The following is a 17,561-nucleotide window of genomic DNA, read 5'->3' on the forward strand; positions in this document are numbered from 1 at the left end:
GAACCTAGGTTATGCTGCTACACATGCTAATTTTGCTGGCTTTTGCCAAAATGCAGGATTTCGCTGAGGATTCCTATGCCTGGCAATGGGCGCTGGCTTTTGCCGTTGTAACTTTTTTATTCGGCCTGTTTGGCGACCCCCTGATTGCGGCAGCTATTTCTGCCGTGATTTGGGGCCTATATTCATGGGGCTATTTCGCCCTGCTGCGGCAGATGGCAGACAGTTTGATTTTGTGGCTGATGGTGTGCATCGGCGGGATTATGCTGCCGTGGCTGCTGTTGATGAAACTACTGGCTAATACAGCCGTGCAGTAAAGGCTACCTGAAAGCATAAGTCTCAACGCAGTCAAAATGAGCGAAGCGAAAAACTGAGAAAGCAGCTGCCCGCCGGTAAACCGGGCGGCATGGAGAATAGAATGAAAAGCGAATGGCAAAACCAAAAAATCCTCGTGGCCGGGATGGGCGGCAGCGGCATTTCCATGCTGGATTTCCTGCGCCGCAAAGGCGCGGCGGTAGCCGCTTATGATGCTGATTTTCCGGCAGCCAAACAAGCCGAGCTGCAACAGCGTTTCCCCGGCCTGGCCTGCCATACAGGCTACCTGAAAAACGCATTGGCAGAAGGTTTCGGCATTCTGGCACTCAGCCCCGGCATCAGCGAGCGCACGCCCGAAATCGAAGCTTTCAAACAGGCCGGCGGCCGTGTGTTGGGCGATGTGGAAATCTTGGCACACGAGCTTTTCGGCAAGCGCGACAAAATCATCGCCATCACCGGCAGCAACGGTAAAACCACCGTAACCAGCCTGGTGGGCCATTTGTGCCGCGAATGCGGGCTGGATACCGTGGTGGCCGGCAATATCGGCACGCCGGTGCTCGAAGCCTATGAAGACCGGCAGGAGCAGAGCGCCGATGTGTGGGTGCTCGAACTTTCCAGCTTCCAGCTGGAAAACACCGACCATTTGAACGCCGCCGCCGCCGCCGTGCTCAATATTTCCGAAGACCACCTCAACCGCTACGACGACCTGCTCGACTACGCCCACGCCAAAGACAAAATCTTCCGCGGCAACGGCGTGCAGGTGATCAATGCCGACGATGCGTTGTGCCGCGCCATGAAACGCAGCGGCCGCGAAGTGCGCCGCTTTTCACTGCAGCAGGCAACCGATTATTGGTTTGACGCCGCATCGGGCTACCTGAAACACGGCGCGGAAACGCTGATTGCCGCCGCCGATATTCCGCTGCAAGGCCTGCACAACGCCGTCAACGTACTGGCCGCGCTGGCTTTGTGCGAAGCCGTCGGCCTGCCGCGTGCCGAACTGCTGCGCCATGTGCGCACCTTCAAAGGCCTGCCGCACCGCGTGGAAAAAATCGGCGAGAAGAACGGTGTGGTGTTTATCGACGACAGCAAAGGCACCAATGTGGGCGCCACCGAAGCCGCCATCGCCGGCCTGCAAAGCCCGCTGTTTCTGATTGCCGGCGGGCAGGGCAAAGGGCAAGACTTTACCCCGCTGAAAAACGTGCTGCCCGGCAAAGCCCGTGCCGTGCTGCTTATTGGCGAAGACGCACTGCAAATCCGCCGCGACCTGGCCGGCTGCGGCGTGGAGATGATGGATTGCGCCAGCCTGCAGGAAGCGGTGCAAACCGCCTACCGCCTGGCCGAGCCCGGCGACATCGTGCTGCTCAGCCCCGCCTGCGCCAGCTTCGATATGTTTAAAGGCTATGCGCACCGCTCGCAAGTGTTCATTGAGGCGTTTGAGGCTTTGTAATGTTTTCAGGTAGCCTTTGTCGAAACAGACAGGCTACCTGAAAATGCTGCAGCGGCAGGCAAACCGAAAGGGGAAAGCACAAATGGTATTGCACACTTTTTTGGAAAACTTTCCGTGGCGCCGGTTTGGCACGCCCTATGAAACTCACGCCAAAGGGGTGCAGCAGAACATTTTGAATATATTGGCCGGCTCTGCGGTGGAAAAAGATTACGAGCGGCTGATTGACAGCTTGGAATCGCAGGCTTGGCTGGTGAAATTGTCGCCCTGGGGGCTGAAGGTTTGCCTGGCGTTGCTGGCGGAAGAGAAGCCGAATAAGGCCTGGTTGCTCAAGGGAATGAGTACGCTATTTGAAGCGGCCAACTATAGCGCCCAATCTCCGCAGGCCCAGGCGTTTAAAGAAACCAAGGGCAAGGCGCTGAAATACGGCATATTTAAAGCCAAGCTGTTTGATCCCGCCTTCGATGGCAGGATGGACGACGAGTTTCTTAAAATAACCAAAACATTAGATAGGCATTATTTACACGTGTCTGTTTTAGAATTGTTTGCGGCAAACCGCGACCTGATAGCGGGTTTGGCCGCTTCCGCAGATGCAGAAACCGCCAAGCAGGCGGCTTTGTTGGCGGAGGCGATTGCTAACCCTAAGCAGTATCCTTGCGGTTAGTTTGCCGCAAGTTTGAAATAAAGCAGAATTTTCAGGTAGCCTCTGTTGAAGCCAAAAAGGCTACCTGAAATCTTGTTCCATTGATTTTTGAAGTAACTTGAAGTACCCGAATGATTACTGAATCCAAACTCCTCGACCGCAAAATCCTGCGCCACGGCCACACCATCGATCAATCGCTGCTGTGGCTGGTGGTGCTGATGCTGGGCTTCAGCCTGGTGATGGTGTATTCCGCCTCGGTGGCCTTTGCCGGGCAGGGCGGCGGCAATAAATGGGCGTTCCTTATCCGCCAAGCGGCCTATATTGGCGTGGGTGGCGGGGCAGCTTTGGTGGCATTCCGGGTGCCGATGCGTACTTGGCAGAAGTATTCGATGGTGTTGCTGGTGATCAGTCTGTTGATGCTGATTGCAGTGTTGCTGGTGGGGCGCGATGTGAACGGTGCGCGGCGTTGGATTCCTTTGGGCGTGGCCAATTTGCAGCCGAGCGAATTTTTCAAGCTGGCGGTGATTCTTTATCTCTCCGGCTTTTTCATGCGCCGCGCCGAAGTGTTGCAGCATTTGAAGAAAGTGTGCTGGGTGGCGTTGCCGGTGGGCTGCGGGCTGGGGCTGATTATGCTGCAGCCGGATTTCGGCTCGTTTGTGGTGGTGTCGGTGATCAGCGTGGGCTTGTTGTTTTTGGTGGGGCTGCCGTTTCGCTGGTTTATCGTGGTGGTATTGGCCGGCCTGAGCGGCATGGTGACGCTGGTGCTGATTTCGCCCTACCGCATGGCGCGTGTGACCGCCTTCCTCGATCCGTGGGCCGATCCGCTGGGCAGCGGTTACCAGCTCACCCATGCGCTGATGGCCATCGGGCGCGGCGGCTGGACGGGCGTGGGCTTGGGCGCAGGCTTGGAAAAACGCTTCTACCTGCCCGAGGCGCATACCGATTTCATCACCGCCGTGATTGGCGAGGAATTTGGCTTTCTCGGCATGATGCTGCTCACTGCCTGCTATTTGTGGCTGGTGTGGCGTTCGTTTTCCATCGGTAAAATGGCGCGCGATTTGGAGCAGTTTTTCGGCGCGTTTGTGGCCAGCGGTGTGGGCATCTGGCTGGGTATTCAGAGTTTTTTCAATATCGGTGTGAACATCGGTCTGTTGCCCACCAAGGGGCTGACCCTGCCGCTGGTTTCCTTCGGCGGCTCGGCGCTGGTGGCCATGCTGATAGCCGTGGCGCTGCTGCTGCGGGTGGATTATGAAAACCGGCGCAAAATGCGTGGTTTTGCAGTGTAAGGAGCCGAATATGGGCGTGAAAACCTTTTTGCTGATGGCCGGCGGTACCGGCGGGCATATTTTCCCCGCGCTGGCGGTGGCTGCCGCGCTGCGCGAACGCGGGCACAAAGTGGTGTGGCTGGGCAGCGAGGGCGCGATGGAAACGCGTATTGTGCCGCAACACGGCATCGAAATTGAAACCCTGGCCATTAAAGGCGTGCGCGGCAACGGCCTCAAACGCAAGCTGATGCTGCCGTTCACGCTGTGGCACACCATCCGTGCGGCGCGAAGCATCATCCGTAAGCATCAGGTGGACGGCGCCATCGGCTTCGGCGGCTTCGTTACCGTGCCCGGTGGCGTGGCAGCCAAGCTGTGCGGCGTGCCGCTGGTGATTCACGAGCAAAACGCCGTGGCCGGGCTTTCCAACCGGATTTTGGCCAAGCTGGCCAGCCGGGTGCTGTATGCCTTCCCCAAGGCGTTTAGCGATGAAAACGGGCTGGTGGGCAACCCCGTGCGCGCCGATATTGCCGCATTGCCCGCGCCGCAAGAGCGGTTTGCTGAGCGTTCAGGTAGCCTGAAGCTGTTGGTTACCGGCGGCAGCTTGGGCGCGGATATTCTCAACCGCCTGCTGCCCGAAGCAATGGCCTTGCTGCCTGCCGAGCAACGCCCCCAAGTGCGGCACCAAAGCGGGCGCGGCAAGCTGGAAGGCTTGCGCCAGCGTTATGCTGAATCCGGTGTGCAGGCTGAATGCAGCGAATTTATTGATGATATGGCAGCGGCCTACGGTGCGGCAGATTTGGTGGTGTGCCGCTCCGGCGCGCTCACCATTGCCGAGCTGGCGGCGGCCGGCGTGGGCGCATTGCTCGTGCCCTACCCCTATGCGGTGGACGACCACCAAACCGCCAACGCCCGCTTCGTGGCTGCCGGTGAGGCCGGGCTGCTGTTGCCGCAGAGCGAATTGACTGCTGAGAGACTGGCTTCGGTGTTGGGCGGCCTCAATCGCGACACTTGCCGACAATGGGCACAAAATGCCCGCCGAATGGCCAAGCCGGATAGTGCGGCCAAGGTGGCGGAAGCGGCGCTGGCGGCAGTGGGCGGGTGATTGGTTGAGGCTACCTGAAAAGCGGTTTTGAAGTTTCAGGTAGCCTCAAACGATAAAGGAAACTCAATATTCGATCGCTAAACCGAACAAGTGAATGCGCTGTTGGTAAGACTGCTTGATGATTAGTATGCACATAGTTTAAAGGCTTTGCTTGATCGGTACTCTGGGAGGCTGTTTTTCAGGTAGCCTCAGCTGCAATATGGATTTTTCTCCTGCCTGCGTTGTATCGAAAAATGTTTATCCGCTATACAATAGCGGTTTTGTCTGCAAAGGCTGCCCGGGAAGCAGTGATAAATATGAAGCAACGAGTAAAACGCATCCATTTCGTCGGCATCGGCGGCGCTGGCATGTGCGGCCTGGCCGAGGTGCTGTATAAAGAATTCGACGTATCCGGCTCGGATCAGGCGCAAAGCGCGGTAACGCGCCAGCTGGCCGATATGGGCATCAAGGTGTTCCACGGCCATGCGGCAGAGCATATCGAGGGCGTGGACGTGGTGGTTACCTCTACTGCCATCAAGCCGGATAATCCGGAAGTGTTGGCCGCCCGCGAGACAGGCATTCCGGTAATTCCGCGCGCCATGATGCTGGCGGAGATTATGCGCTTCGGCCAAGGTATCGCCATTGCCGGCACGCACGGCAAAACCACCACCACCAGCCTCACTGCCTCCATCCTCACCGCCGCCGGCCTCGACCCGACCTTCGTGATTGGCGGCAAGCTCACCGCTGCGGGCACCAACGCCAAGCTCGGCGGCGGGCAGTATATTGTGGCCGAGGCCGACGAATCAGACGCCTCTTTCCTGTATCTCACGCCCGTGATTACCGTGGTGACCAATATCGACACCGATCACATGGACACCTACGACCACAGCGTGGACAAGCTGCACCAGGCCTTTGTAGAGTTTGTGCATCGTATGCCGTTCTACGGCAAGGCATTTTTGTGTATCGACAGCGAACATGTGCGCGCCATCCTGCCGGAGATTCAGAAACCGTTTGCTACCTATGGCTTAGACGAAACCGCCGATATTTACGCCGATAATGTGCACAGCGAAGGCGCGCAGATGTGCTTTACCGTGCACCTGAACAAACGCCCGATCGCGCCGTTTGAAGTGCGGTTGAATGCGCCGGGGCGGCACAATGTGCTCAATGCGCTGGCTGCCATCGGTGTGGCGCTGGAGTGTGGCGCGGACGTGGAAGCCATTCAGCGTGGCCTGGCCGGTTTCGGCGGCGTGGGGCGGCGCTTTCAGAGCTACGGTGAAGTCAAGCTGCCGCAAGGCGGCAGCGCCTTGGTGGTCGACGACTACGGCCACCATCCGGTGGAAATGGCTGCCACGCTCTCCGCCGCACGCGGCGCTTATCCAGAACGCCGCCTGGTGTTGGCATTCCAGCCGCACCGCTACACCCGCACCCGCGATTTGTTTGAAGACTTCGTGCGCGTGCTGAACACCGCCGATGCAGTGGTGCTGACCGATGTATACGCTGCCGGCGAAGAGCCGATTGTGGCCGCCGACAGCCGTGCGCTCACCCGTGCCCTGCGCGTGGCCGGCAAGCTGGAGCCGATTTACTGCGCTGATGTGGCCGATATGCCCGCCACCTTGCTTAATATGCTGCAAGATGGCGACCTGCTGCTGAATATGGGCGCAGGCAGCATCAATAAAGTACCGCAGGCTTTGCGGGATTTAGCAGCGCATGGATGATTTCCTGAAACGCCGCCAAGAGGCGCGGCAGCGTGCCGCCTCTTTTTGGCAGAGCTGGCAGTGGGAGCAGCCCTGGCAGGCCGGCGGCGGTTGTGTGGCGCTGGTGAATAGCGGAAACTATTTGCTGCACCACTATTTCCCCGGCGTGTTTTTGCAGGCCGTGTCGGATTATGCTGTTGATGCCGGCGCTAAATTTCAGGTAGCCTTCAGCAGTGGCGGCCGGCTGGAGCCGATGGCCGATGCAGTGTTGCTGGCCGAGGCTGCACCGCCGGGTTTGCCCTTCGGTGTGCAGGCCTTGCTGCGGCGCTGCCGGGCTGACGAACTGCCGCAGCGCCGGGCTGGTTTTGGCAAAACGCAGCTTTCCGGCAGCCAATTTCAGGTAGCCTGTGCGTCGGGTAACGACGGCCTGGTGCATTTGCAGGTGTTTGTGAACGATAATCCTGATGGCACGGATGCCGACGACCGCCGGTTGGCGGTGTGGCTGCTTTTGGCGCAGGCCTTGGGGCAGTGGGATTTAAACGTGAAAACCGGCTATGTGGAGCTGGTGGAGCAGCCGCCTCGGGGTGGGCTGCCGTTGGCCGAGCTGCCCGCTGCTTTTGATAAGTTGTGGCGTGCCCAGCTGGGGCACAACGGCGTGTATCCAAGCGGCGAGGCGGAATTCCGCGTGTATGGCGCGGAAAACGATGATGGCGAGCCGGCCAAGATTTTGGTGCGCAACGAATCGGCTGCTTCGCTACTGGGGCGTGCCGATTTGGCCTGGTGTTTGAGCGTGCGCTGTGAAGTGTACGACGACATGAGCCAGGCTCTGGCGCAGGAACTGGTACACGAGTTTTCCGGCTGCGTCGGGCAGCATGAGCAAGGCATCCTGACTGCCATGCTGGCCGACGCGGAAAAAGGCGAATACACCGCCTTTGCCATGGTGGCCGAGCCGGAAGGATTGTGGGAGAAGGTGCGGGAAATCACCGCACGCTACGAGCGGCTGGACGCACGGGTCAACTGTGTGTTCGACCCGTCATGGCGGCATTACCGCTTGCAAGGATAAAAGATGACGAAATCAGATACCAACGAAGCCGCAGGCCGGCACAGCCTGAGCGAATGGCAAGATAATGCCCATTGTTTCTGGACGGTGTGGCGGCGCGAAGAGGCGCGGCTTGCAGCGCTGGAAGACCCGGTGGCCTTTGTTACCGAGGCCAACAACCTGCTGCACGAATACTGCCCCGGTGTGGTGGTGGAGTTGGAAGGGCCGCCGGCCGCCGGCGCGCTGGTGTTCAGTGCCAACGGCGATTTGGAACATTTCCCACAAGTGTTGGCGCTGATTGCCACGGCAGCGGAATCCACCGAGCGTTCGGTGCTGTGTTTCCGCCAACGGCTGGGCTCGCCGGAGCAGTTTGCCATCCGCATGGGCGGCGTGGAAATGCAGGCGGCGGATATTTTGGTGCGCTGCGAAGAATGGCGCGGCCTGCCCGCGCTGGACGTGGCTTTTGCCAAGCCGCCCAAGGCAGAAGATTTGGAAACCTCGCAGCGGCTGGCGCTGATTATGCTCGACCATGTGTTGGGCGAGTGGGATGCGGTGGTGAAAGTGGGTGCACTGGATTTTGTGGATACCGCGCCTCCAGAAGCCGTGCCGCTGCACAGGCTACCTGAGAAATTAGATGAAGTCTGGAAAGCTTTGGGGCGCGATGCGCTCTATCCCGAGCCGGAATGGCAGTATACCGCCTATCAGCGCGATGAAGACGAAGAAAACGAACAAGATGCCCTGGTGCTGCTGCGCAATGAATCGGCCAACGGCCTGCTTGGCCGGGCGGATATGGGCTGGTGCGTTTCCGTGCACTGCGAAATCAACGGCGAAGACGCGCTGATGGCGGCCTACCGGCTGCAAGACGAATTCGACGCCGAGGCCTGCCATCAACAGCAAGGCATCGGCACGATTGCCGTCACCAACCTCACGCGGGGTGAGCGCACCATATTTGCCGCTACCGGCGAGCCGGAGCGCCTCATGGCAAAAGCGCAGGCACTGTGCGAGCAGTTTGCCGAACTCAAGCCGCAGGCCGCGTGCGAATACGACCCGAGCTGGCGGCATTACCGGTTTTAAGTTTTCAGGTAGCCTTTCAGACGGGCGTTTGATGGGGCTACCTGAAAGTAGAAGTAAGAAAGAAGCAAAGCAAATGAACAAGCAGTTTGGCAAAGTGGCCGTATTGAACGGCGGATTTTCCAGCGAGCGTGAAGTGTCGCTCGACAGCGGCGCGGCCGTATTGGCCGCCTTGCAGAGCCGGGGCATCGATGCCCACCGGTTCGACCCGAAAGAACAAGACATCCTGCAACTGAAAGCGCAGGGTTTTCAGGTAGCCTTCAATGTGCTGCACGGCACCTATGGCGAAGACGGCACCGTGCAGGCGCTGCTCGATTCCATCGGCATCCCCTACACCGGCTGCGGCATGGCCGCCTCCGCGCTGGGTATGGATAAATACCGCTGCAAACTGATTTGGCAGGCACTCGGCCTGCCCGTACCCGATTTCGCCGTATTGCACGATGATACCGATTTTGCCGCTGTGGAAGCCGAGCTCGGCCTGCCGATGTTTGTGAAGCCCGCCGCCGAAGGCAGCAGCGTGGGCGTGGTGAAAGTGAAGCAGCCCGGCGAGTTGCCGAAAGTGTACCGCGAGCTGCGCGAACGCCACCTGCACGGCGAAATCATCGCCGAACGCTTTATCGACGGCGGCGAATACACCTGCGCCGTGCTCGGTCAACAGGCGCTGCCCAGCATCCGCATCATCCCCGCCACCGAGTTTTACGATTACGACGCCAAGTATTTCCGCGACGACACGGTATACCAATGCCCCAGCGATTTGGATGCGGCGGGCGAGGCCGAAATCCGCCGCCTGGCCAAAGCCGGTTTTGAAGCCATCGGCGGGCGCAGCTGGGGCAGGGTGGATTTTCTGCGCAGCCAGAGCGGAAAGCTTTATTTGTTGGAAATCAACACTGTGCCCGGTATGACCAGCCACAGCTTGGTACCGAAAGCCGCCGCGCAAACCGGCTTGGATTTTGCCGATTTATGCGTTGAAGTATTGAGCCATGCGACTTTGGGATAACGCTGGCGCGCTCAAACGCATCAACAGCAGCCTTTATCTTTTGGCTGCTGTCGGCCTGATTGCGGCAGCGGTGATGTGGATGATGAATTCGCCGTATTTTCCGGTGAAACTGGTGAAAATCGACGGCGACCTACACCGTTTAAGTGCCACCCAGCTGCAACAAACCGCTCATCGTCACATCCGCGGCAATATATTCAAAGCCGATTTGAACGAAGCACGGCAGGCGTTTGAAACGCTGCCTTGGGTGGCTAAGGCGGAGGTGCGCCGAATCTGGCCGGATACGGTGCAAATCCGGGTGGAAGAGCGGCAGCCTGTGGCACGCTGGGAAGGCGGCGGGCTGGTGGATAGCGAAGGCAAAGGCTTTGATGCCCCCACCGATGAAAACTTTCCCGTATTTGCAGGCACGCCGGGAATGCGTAAAATTATGGTGAAGGAATTTATGGAGTTCCAAGCCATCTTGGCGCCGACTAATCTGAAAATCAGCCGCATGGACTATAGTTCGCGTTCCTCGCGGGAGCTGGCTTTGGAAAACGGCATCCGGCTGCATCTGGGTCGTGTCAACGCACAAGATCGCCTGCGCCGCTTTGTGCAGGCATGGCACGAAATCTTGAAAGAACGCGCAGCCGACGTACAATACGTGGATTTGCGCTATAAAGACGGCTTTGCCGTGCGCTACAAACAGGGCGCGGCAGATGAAGACAACAACAAGCAACAACCGCCATCAGGCGGGCATGACTGAAGCAATTATTTTTCTATAAGACGGCGAGCAGTAGCATAGTGCACACGTACAGCAAAGCGAGTTAGCGTAGTAGAAAAGAAATAAGTGCTTTAGCGATAAACAACCATTTCAACAATAAGCGAGACAGAGTTATGTCAAACAACAAACAACTGGTGGGCGCACTGGACATCGGTACCTCGAAAACCATCGTTTTGATCGGCGAAGTGCAAGACGATAAGGAAATTCACATCATCGGCTTTGGCCAAGCGCCGTCACACGGCTTGAAAGCCGGCATGGTAACCAATATTGATGCCACCGCCCAAGCTATTACCCAGGCTATGGAAGAAGCCCAGCTGATGGCTGATTGCCAAATTGGCAGCGTGGTAACCGGCATTGCCGGCAACCATATCCGCAGCATGAATTCGCAAGGTGTGGTGAAAATCAAGGAAGGCGAAGTCACGCAGGCCGACATCGACCGCGCTATCGAAACCGCCAAAGCCGTAAACATTCCGCCGGATCACCAGATTCTGCACACCGTGGTGCAGGAGTACATCATCGACAACCAGCCCGGCGTGCGCGAGCCCATCGGTATGAGCGGCGTGCGGCTGGATACGCGCATTCATATCGTAACCGGCGCTGTTACTGCCATGCAGAACATTCAAAAATGTATCGAACGCTGCGGCCTGCACATCGACAATATGATTCTGCAGCCCTTGGCCAGCGGCCGTGCTGTGCTGACTGAAGACGAGAAAGAACTGGGCGTGTGCGTCATCGATATCGGCGGCGGCACGACCGATATCGCCGTGTACACCAACGGTGCCATCCGCCACACTGCTGTGATTCCGGTGGCCGGCGATTTGATTACCCGCGATTTGGCGCAAGCCCTGCGTACTCCTTATAACGCCGCCGAATACATCAAAATCAACCATGGCGTAGCCTTGGCTACCGGCGATGGCTTGGATGAAATGATTGAAGTACCCAGCGTGGGCGACCGCAGCCCACGCCAGATTTCACGCCGTGTGTTGGCCAGCGTTATCGGCCCGCGCGTGGAAGAAATTTTGGAACTGACCCGCAATGAACTGCACCGTTCCGGTTTCCCCGAAGAAGTGCTCACCTCTGGTGTGGTGCTCACCGGCGGCGCATCTTTGCTTTCCGGTGTGGTGGAACTGGCTGAAGACGTGTTCAATCTGCCTGCCCGTGTCGGTGTGCCGAAGGAAATGGGCGGTTTGTCGGAACGCATCCGTAACCCGCGCTACGCCACAGCCATCGGCCTCCTGCAAACCGCTGCTGAATACAGCAGCCAGCATGGCACGCATAACCCCGTGCGGCAGGCTGCAGAGGGAGATTCTGTTTTCTACCGCCTCAAAGAGTGGCTGAAAAACAATTTCTAAGCTTTTTGCTTATTCTTGCACACAAAATCCGTTCAAACCTTTATAATACGGGCGATTTCAGTTTTCAGGTAGCCTTCCGGGGCGCAAAAGGAGTGTTAAATGCAGTTGGTTTATGATGTTGTCGAATCCGCAGCCAGTCCGGCGGTCATTAAAGTTATCGGTATTGGTGGCGGCGGCTGTAATGCTATTAACAATATGATAGACAACACGGTACAAGGCGTTGAATTTATTAGCGCCAACACCGATGCCCAGTCTTTGCAGGGCAGCAAAGCGCCCAAGCGCATCCAGCTAGGTACTAATTTGACCAAAGGTTTGGGGGCTGGCGCCAATCCGGAAACCGGCCGCAATGCCGCTCTAGAAGACCGTGAAACCATCGCCGACGCCATTCAAGGCGCCAATATGCTGTTCATTACCACCGGTATGGGTGGTGGCACCGGTACCGGCGCTGCTCCGGTAGTGGCCGAGATTGCCCGTGAGCTGGGTATCCTGACCGTGGCTGTGGTGACCCGCCCGTTCGAACATGAAGGCAAACGCATCCAGATTGCCAAAGATGGCTTGGAAACCCTGAAAAACCAAGTAGACTCGCTCATCGTTATCCCGAACGACAAACTGATGACCGCCCTGGGCGAAGATGTAACCGTGCGCCAAGCATTCCGTGCTGCTGATAACGTGTTGCGCAACGCGGTGGCCGGTATTGCCGAAGTGATTACCTGCCCCGGCATGATCAACTTGGACTTCGCCGACGTACGCAATGTAATGGGCATCATGGGCATGGCCATGATGGGTTCTGGTTTCGCACAAGGCATCGACCGTGCCCGTTTGGCCACCGAGCAGGCAATTGCCAGCCCGCTGCTGGACAACGTAACGCTGGAAGGTGCGCGTGGCGTGCTGGTGAACATCACTACCGCCCCCGACGGCCTGACCATGAAAGAATACAAAGAAATCATGTCGGTAGTGAGCGAATATGCTCATCCCGATGCAGAGCTGAAATATGGTACGGCTGAAGACGCTGCCATGGCGGAAGGCGAAATCCGCGTAACCATCATTGCCACCGGCCTGAAAGAGCAGGGCGACAACAGTCAGAGCAGCAACCTGCGTATGGTGAAAGCTGCCCAAGCCACTGGCACAGATGGCGGATTCCCGGAAATTGACAGCGTTATCCGCTCCGGCCGCACTGCCCGCACTATGAACTTGGCTGCTTCTGATTTTGCCAACCAATCTGTGTTGGACGATTTCGAAATTCCGGCGGTAATCCGCCGCCAGGCTGATTAAGCCAGTCTGGTTCTCAATGCAAAACCTGCCTCTTTTGAGGTAGGTTTTTTGTTTGGTTTGGTGGATTAGGATGGTTAAAGGCTACTTATTAGTTGAGCTCAGTGGATAGCTGATAAACATCCTTGCGCGATCCAAGGTCATTCTTATGCTATTGATGATTGCTGGCTGCGAATCATGAATAGCCATTCCATAAAATATATACTGAGATGTTTTAGCCCAACAAAGATCTAAACTTGGTTCGGCTAGGCTAGCACCGTAATCCGTTGCCCCTTATGTTTTCAGGTAGCCGTTGAGGCTACCTGAAAATAGATAATGCGGATTTATATGCGGTTCAACTTGGTATGCTTAATGGTTGCAGCCGCAGTTGTGGCTGTGTTTATGCCCGTGATGTTCGTGTTCAGGCGCGGGCAGGGTCTCACCGCCATGTTCGTTTTGGAAGAATTGGTGCGCTTGGCGGGCGGCTTGGCTGCCAAGGTCTTCAATCATGAGGGAGACGTATTCGGGGAAGAGGTAGCGGCCGCCGAGTTTGGCGCGGGCGGCATTGGTTTCTGGGTCGAGGCTGGGGATGGGGGTGGAGAGGTCGACTTGGCCGTCCCATTCGATGGTGAAGCGTTTGTCGGCAAAGCGGATGGGGGTGAGCTCGGCTTCTTTGTGGCGGTGCATCAGGCACAGGGCTTGGCGGCTGAATACGTCGTAGAGCCAGGCGTCGCCTTGATCGGTGTTGAACAGGAGGTAGGCGCTGGGGGTGGCGGTTTCAAAGCCGGTGGCGGTTACATAGTCTTGGCCGGCACGGGTGTGCTCGACTACGGTGTGGCATTCTTCGGTGAGCGGGGTGCGGCCGAAGCGTTCGCCGGCCTGGTGGCAGATTTCGGCGTGGCGCCAGCTTTGGTATTTGGCTTCTTGGGCGGCGCGGTTGAGCAGCTCGGCGATTTTGCCGCCTTGTTTGTTTTGGCGTTTTTTGGCCTGCTGGCGGAGGTGTTCGAGGGTGTCGGCGGTGGTGTGGATGTATTTCATGCGGGGTCTCTTTGAATGGGATGTGAGGCTACCTGAAAATGTTTCAGGTAGCCTTTCAGGTTATTGGGCTGTGCCGGAGGCTTCGTTGGCGGCCGGGGTTGCGGAGGCGTCGGCGGGGTTTTTCAGCCAGGCGGCGGTGTCTTTGGCGAGGGTGTCGGTTACGCGTTCGAGCACGGAGCAGGAGCTTTTAAACATGCCGCCCATGCCGCCGAGTGAGCGGCGGGAAAGCTCGGTGGTGGCGGTTTGCTGGCCGTTTTCGTAGCGGGTGAGGCGGATGTGCATGGATTTGTAGTGGCCGGTGAAGGCGCTGCCGTAGCTGCGGGCGTCGGTAATCTGCACGTCGAGGCGGTTGGGCTGCCCGGCGAGGCTGTCGGCGCCGGTGGCCTGCAGTTCGATGCCGCCGGCTTTGGCTTGCTCGATGATTTTGCGGCTGAAGTTTGCGCCTAAATCGGTGCATTCTTGGCGGATGCGGTCGGCCACTTTGGCTTCGGGAGAGTAGGGGATGGTGTCGGCGATAAAGCTTTGGGCGTAGGTTTGGCCGACGATGAGGAGGGCGGCGATGGCGGTGAGACGGCGGAACATGGGGTGTCCTTTCTGTGGTGGTTGAACGGTGGGGTAATGGGTTTTAAATTTTCAGGTAGCCTTTGTGGGAAAGGCTACCTGAAAAATCTGCGCTGCTCTACGCATCAATGTTTTGCGCAATCAGGGCGTTGGTTTCGATGAACTCGCGGCGGGGTTCGACTTCGTCGCCCATGAGGGTAACGAATACTTTGTCGGCGGCGATGGCGTCTTCGATGCGCACTTTCAGGAGGCGGCGCACTTCCGGGTCCATAGTGGTTTCCCACAGCTGTTCGGCGTTCATCTCGCCCAGCCCTTTGTAGCGCTGGATGGCCATGCCTTTTTGTGCACCGGCGAGCAGGATGTCGATGGCCTGCTCGAAGCTGTTTACGGTTTGCGGCTCGGCTTCGCCTTTGTGGAGTAGGGCGCCGGGCTCAACCAGGCCTTGGAGCTGTTCGGCGGTGCGGCTGATGGTTTGGTAGGCTTTGCTGTCGATGAATTTTTGGTCGAGATAGGAAACCATCACGTTGCCGTGCAGCTGGCGGGTGATTTTGATGAAATGGCCGCCTTCGTGGCCGTCGAGGCGTTCCAGTGCCACTTCTTCTTTGGCCAACAGGGAGGAGAGGGCGGCAATGGCGGCATCGGTGCTTTCGGCGCTTTCGAGCGAAATGGGGGCGGTGTCGAGCAGGGCGCGCAGCACGAGGCCGTCGATGATGCGGCTTTCCTGTTCGATGGTGCTGCGGGCGCGGAGGAACTGCTTGGCGGCGCGTTCCAACTCGGCGCCTTCCAGCGTGCGGCCGCCGGAAGCGATTTTGGCTTTGTCCACGGCGAGGCCGAGCAGGAATTCGTCTTTTTCCGTGTCGTCTTTCAGGTAGCGTTCCTGCTTGCCGTATTTGGCTTTATAAAGCGGGGGTTGGGCGATGTAGATGTAGCCGCGTTCCACCAGTTCGGGCATTTGGCGGTAGAAGAAGGTGAGCAGCAATGTGCGGATATGGGCGCCGTCCACGTCGGCATCGGTCATGATGATGATGCGGTGGTAGCGCAGTTTTTCCAGATTGAATTCTTCTTTGCCGATGGAGGTGCCCAGCGCGGTAATCAGGGTAGCCACTTCTTGGCTGGCGAGCATTTTTTCGAAGCGGGCTTTTTCCACGTTGAGAATTTTGCCCTTCAGCGGCAGGATGGCTTGGAATTTGCGGTCGCGGCCTTGTTTGGCGGAACCGCCGGCGGAATCACCCTCCACCAGATACAGCTCGGATAGGGCCGGGTCTTTTTCTTGGCAGTCGGCCAGTTTGCCGGGCAACCCTAAGCCGTCCATCACGCCTTTGCGGCGGGTGATTTCACGCGCTTTGCGGGCAGCTTCGCGGGCGCGGGCGGCATCCACGATTTTGCTGCAAATGATTTTGGCATCTTGCGGATTTTCTTCCAAAAATTCGTGCAGCGCCTGGCTGAGCACTTCGTTCACCACGGGGGCGATTTCGCTGGAAACCAGTTTGTCTTTGGTTTGGGAGGAGAATTTCGGGTCGGGCAGTTTCACGGAAAGCACGCACACTAAGCCTTCGCGCATATCGTCGCCGCTGGTATCCACTTTGGCTTTCTTGGCGATTTCATTGGCTTCGATGTATTGATTAATGGTGCGCGTCATGGCGGCGCGCAGGGCGGTGAGGTGGGTGCCGCCGTCGCGCTGCGGGATATTGTTGGTGAAGCATTGCACGGATTCTTGGTAGCTGTCGTTCCATTGCATGGCGCACTCTACCGTCATACCGTCTCTTTCGCCGAGGGTGTAGAAGATTTTGTCGTGCAAGGGTTTTTTACCGCCGGTGGTGTAGCGCACAAAACCGGCCACGCCGCCGGATTCGGCGAAGTTTTCGTGTTTTCCGTCGCGTTTGTCGAACAGTTCGATTTTTACGCCGTTGTTCAGAAAGGATAATTCGCGGATGCGTTTGGCCAGGGTTTCAAATTTGTATTGCACCTCGCCGAAGGTTTCTTCGCTGGCCATAAATTGCACGCGCGTGCCGTGTTTGTCGGCCGGGCAATCGGCTACGGCTTTGAGCGGGGCAACGGTTTCGCCGCGGCGGAATTCGACAAAATGCTCTTTGCCTTCGCGCCAAATGGTGAGTTTCAGCCAGTCGGACAGGGCGTTTACTACGGATACGCCCACGCCGTGCAGGCCGCCGGAGACTTTGTAGCTGTTGTTGTCGAATTTGCCGCCCGCGTGCAGGATGGTCATGATGACTTCGGCGGCGGAGCGGCCTTCTTTGGGGTGGATGCCAGTGGGGATGCCGCGCCCGTTGTCTTCGATGGTGATGGATTCGTCGGCGTTGATGGACACGGTGATGCTGTCGCAATGGCCGGCCAGTGCTTCGTCAATGGCGTTGTCGAGCACTTCGAACACCATGTGGTGCAGGCCGGAGCCGTCCTGCGTGTCGCCGATATACATGCCGGGGCGTTTACGCACGGCCTCCAAACCTTCGAGGACTTGGATACTGTCTGCGCCGTATTCTTGCTGGGTTTGTTCTGTCATGGTTGTTTTGCTGTGATGAGAATGAGTTTGAGGCTACCTGAAATAGTGTTTGCTACAAGTAGGTTTGATTTATCAGGGTAGGTTTTCTAGTTTTTTAGCGTGTTAGATTGTTTTTTCACGCTGCTTGGAGTGCTTCTTCATAAGTGGGCGGTTTGCCTCGATAGAGAATCAGTATTTCCGGCTGTTTCATTGTGTTTTTAGGGTTAATCCACTCTAAGGTATTGATCAGGATATACCATTCAACTGGGGATAAGCCGCCTTCCAGTGTTTCGCATACATCAAAACAGAGGCAGGGACGGTTTGGTTGGTTATCGCTTTCAGACGTTATCAGTTTGTGCGTGGACCAGTGTTGTTGTTCAAAAATGCCTTGGTCTGCGGCTTTGCCTACCGCAGCTATTAGAGCGGTCATCCATTGGAAGCCGTCCGCAATAATCAGGTGGCTGTTGCTGAACATGCCGTGATGTTCCACCACGGTGTTGTTGTAACGGATAGTGATGTGGTTAAAGCGGATTTCTATTGTAATCATTTTCTATGGTAATCA

Annotated in this window: 16 protein-coding genes; 12 read left to right on the top strand and 4 right to left on the bottom strand. The window is 57.4% G+C overall.

Annotated features, from left to right (window positions below; all coding sequences use genetic code 11):
• The first annotated feature begins 11 nt into the window (after positions 1 to 11).
• From HMPREF2796_RS02595 to ftsZ, 12 genes are all read left to right on the top strand, one after another.
• Entirely contained in the window at positions 12 to 314 is a 303-nt protein-coding gene (locus tag HMPREF2796_RS02595; protein WP_083308624.1) for a hypothetical protein, read from the top strand.
• Positions 315 to 415: 101 nt separating this feature from the next.
• The gene (murD, locus tag HMPREF2796_RS02600; RefSeq protein WP_070630749.1) at positions 416 to 1,759 is read left to right on the top strand and encodes a UDP-N-acetylmuramoyl-L-alanine--D-glutamate ligase; all 1,344 of its coding nucleotides are present in this window, start codon (positions 416 to 418) and stop codon (positions 1,757 to 1,759) included.
• A 16-nt stretch (positions 1,760 to 1,775) separates the two neighbouring features.
• On the top strand, positions 1,776 to 2,420 hold the full coding sequence (locus HMPREF2796_RS02605; RefSeq protein WP_246826818.1) for a hypothetical protein: 645 nt from the start codon (positions 1,776 to 1,778) through the stop codon (positions 2,418 to 2,420).
• A 110-nt stretch (positions 2,421 to 2,530) separates the two neighbouring features.
• On the top strand, positions 2,531 to 3,685 hold the full coding sequence (ftsW, locus tag HMPREF2796_RS02610) for a putative lipid II flippase FtsW (RefSeq protein WP_070630751.1): 1,155 nt from the start codon (positions 2,531 to 2,533) through the stop codon (positions 3,683 to 3,685).
• Between the two features lie 10 nt (positions 3,686 to 3,695).
• On the top strand, positions 3,696 to 4,766 hold the full coding sequence (gene murG, locus HMPREF2796_RS02615) for an undecaprenyldiphospho-muramoylpentapeptide beta-N-acetylglucosaminyltransferase (protein ID WP_070630753.1): 1,071 nt from the start codon (positions 3,696 to 3,698) through the stop codon (positions 4,764 to 4,766).
• 296 nt (positions 4,767 to 5,062) lie between these two features.
• A complete protein-coding gene (gene murC / locus HMPREF2796_RS02620) occupies positions 5,063 to 6,460 on the top strand; it encodes a UDP-N-acetylmuramate--L-alanine ligase (protein WP_070630755.1) in 1,398 nt (465 codons plus the stop codon).
• Positions 6,453 to 7,502, top strand: coding sequence for a hypothetical protein (locus HMPREF2796_RS02625; RefSeq protein ID WP_070630757.1), 1,050 nt, complete (start codon positions 6,453 to 6,455; stop codon positions 7,500 to 7,502). Before murC ends, HMPREF2796_RS02625 begins: the two co-directional genes overlap by 8 nt.
• Before the next feature lie 3 nt (positions 7,503 to 7,505).
• Positions 7,506 to 8,552 carry a hypothetical protein gene (locus HMPREF2796_RS02630; RefSeq protein WP_070630759.1) on the top strand — a complete coding sequence of 349 codons (1,047 nt, stop codon included), beginning with the start codon at positions 7,506 to 7,508 and terminating at the stop codon, positions 8,550 to 8,552.
• Between the two features lie 73 nt (positions 8,553 to 8,625).
• Positions 8,626 to 9,546 (top strand): D-alanine--D-alanine ligase, encoded by a 921-nt coding sequence (locus HMPREF2796_RS02635; protein WP_070630762.1) that lies wholly within the window; start codon positions 8,626 to 8,628, stop codon positions 9,544 to 9,546.
• The gene (locus HMPREF2796_RS02640; protein ID WP_070630764.1) at positions 9,530 to 10,285 is read left to right on the top strand and encodes a cell division protein FtsQ/DivIB; all 756 of its coding nucleotides are present in this window, start codon (positions 9,530 to 9,532) and stop codon (positions 10,283 to 10,285) included. Before HMPREF2796_RS02635 ends, HMPREF2796_RS02640 begins: the two co-directional genes overlap by 17 nt.
• A gap of 131 nt (positions 10,286 to 10,416) precedes the next feature.
• Positions 10,417 to 11,655 (top strand): cell division protein FtsA, encoded by a 1,239-nt coding sequence (ftsA, locus tag HMPREF2796_RS02645; RefSeq protein ID WP_070630767.1) that lies wholly within the window; start codon positions 10,417 to 10,419, stop codon positions 11,653 to 11,655.
• A 99-nt stretch (positions 11,656 to 11,754) separates the two neighbouring features.
• Complete coding sequence (gene ftsZ, locus HMPREF2796_RS02650) at positions 11,755 to 12,927, top strand: cell division protein FtsZ (RefSeq protein ID WP_064087023.1); 1,173 nt, start codon at positions 11,755 to 11,757, stop codon at positions 12,925 to 12,927.
• Positions 12,928 to 13,272: 345 nt separating this feature from the next.
• Here ftsZ and HMPREF2796_RS02655 read toward each other — a convergent pair whose 3' ends face one another.
• From HMPREF2796_RS02655 to HMPREF2796_RS02670, 4 genes are all read right to left on the bottom strand, one after another.
• Entirely contained in the window at positions 13,273 to 13,941 is a 669-nt protein-coding gene (locus HMPREF2796_RS02655; RefSeq protein WP_070630768.1) for a hypothetical protein, read from the bottom strand.
• 60 nt (positions 13,942 to 14,001) lie between these two features.
• Complete coding sequence (locus HMPREF2796_RS02660) at positions 14,002 to 14,523, bottom strand: hypothetical protein (RefSeq protein ID WP_070630770.1); 522 nt, start codon at positions 14,521 to 14,523, stop codon at positions 14,002 to 14,004.
• 97 nt (positions 14,524 to 14,620) lie between these two features.
• Positions 14,621 to 17,020: a DNA topoisomerase (ATP-hydrolyzing) subunit B gene (gene gyrB / locus HMPREF2796_RS02665; protein ID WP_070630772.1), complete on the bottom strand. Its 2,400-nt coding sequence runs from the start codon at positions 17,018 to 17,020 to the stop codon at positions 14,621 to 14,623.
• 115 nt (positions 17,021 to 17,135) lie between these two features.
• Complete coding sequence (locus tag HMPREF2796_RS02670) at positions 17,136 to 17,546, bottom strand: hypothetical protein (protein WP_070630774.1); 411 nt, start codon at positions 17,544 to 17,546, stop codon at positions 17,136 to 17,138.
• Positions 17,547 to 17,561: the final 15 nt, after the last annotated feature.

It is taken from the genome of Eikenella sp. HMSC071B05, from assembly GCF_001811325.1.
GTDB classification, from domain to species: Bacteria; Pseudomonadota; Gammaproteobacteria; order Burkholderiales; family Neisseriaceae; genus Eikenella; species Eikenella corrodens.

What these genes read in the sequence shown, in the direction of transcription:
- HMPREF2796_RS02595 (WP_083308624.1), top strand. Translation starts at nt 12, where the DNA reads ATGCTGCTACACATGCTAATTTTGCTGGCTTTTGCCAAAATGCAGGAT.
- murD (WP_070630749.1), top strand. Translation starts at nt 416, where the DNA reads ATGAAAAGCGAATGGCAAAACCAAAAAATCCTCGTGGCCGGGATGGGC.
- ftsW (WP_070630751.1), top strand. Translation starts at nt 2,531, where the DNA reads ATGATTACTGAATCCAAACTCCTCGACCGCAAAATCCTGCGCCACGGC.
- murG (WP_070630753.1), top strand. Translation starts at nt 3,696, where the DNA reads ATGGGCGTGAAAACCTTTTTGCTGATGGCCGGCGGTACCGGCGGGCAT.
- murC (WP_070630755.1), top strand. Translation starts at nt 5,063, where the DNA reads ATGAAGCAACGAGTAAAACGCATCCATTTCGTCGGCATCGGCGGCGCT.
- HMPREF2796_RS02625 (WP_070630757.1), top strand. Translation starts at nt 6,453, where the DNA reads ATGGATGATTTCCTGAAACGCCGCCAAGAGGCGCGGCAGCGTGCCGCC.
- HMPREF2796_RS02630 (WP_070630759.1), top strand. Translation starts at nt 7,506, where the DNA reads ATGACGAAATCAGATACCAACGAAGCCGCAGGCCGGCACAGCCTGAGC.
- HMPREF2796_RS02635 (WP_070630762.1), top strand. Translation starts at nt 8,626, where the DNA reads ATGAACAAGCAGTTTGGCAAAGTGGCCGTATTGAACGGCGGATTTTCC.
- HMPREF2796_RS02640 (WP_070630764.1), top strand. Translation starts at nt 9,530, where the DNA reads ATGCGACTTTGGGATAACGCTGGCGCGCTCAAACGCATCAACAGCAGC.
- ftsA (WP_070630767.1), top strand. Translation starts at nt 10,417, where the DNA reads ATGTCAAACAACAAACAACTGGTGGGCGCACTGGACATCGGTACCTCG.
- ftsZ (WP_064087023.1), top strand. Translation starts at nt 11,755, where the DNA reads ATGCAGTTGGTTTATGATGTTGTCGAATCCGCAGCCAGTCCGGCGGTC.
- HMPREF2796_RS02655 (WP_070630768.1), bottom strand. Translation starts at nt 13,941, where the DNA reads ATGAAATACATCCACACCACCGCCGACACCCTCGAACACCTCCGCCAG.
- HMPREF2796_RS02660 (WP_070630770.1), bottom strand. Translation starts at nt 14,523, where the DNA reads ATGTTCCGCCGTCTCACCGCCATCGCCGCCCTCCTCATCGTCGGCCAA.
- gyrB (WP_070630772.1), bottom strand. Translation starts at nt 17,020, where the DNA reads ATGACAGAACAAACCCAGCAAGAATACGGCGCAGACAGTATCCAAGTC.
- HMPREF2796_RS02670 (WP_070630774.1), bottom strand. Translation starts at nt 17,546, where the DNA reads ATGATTACAATAGAAATCCGCTTTAACCACATCACTATCCGTTACAAC.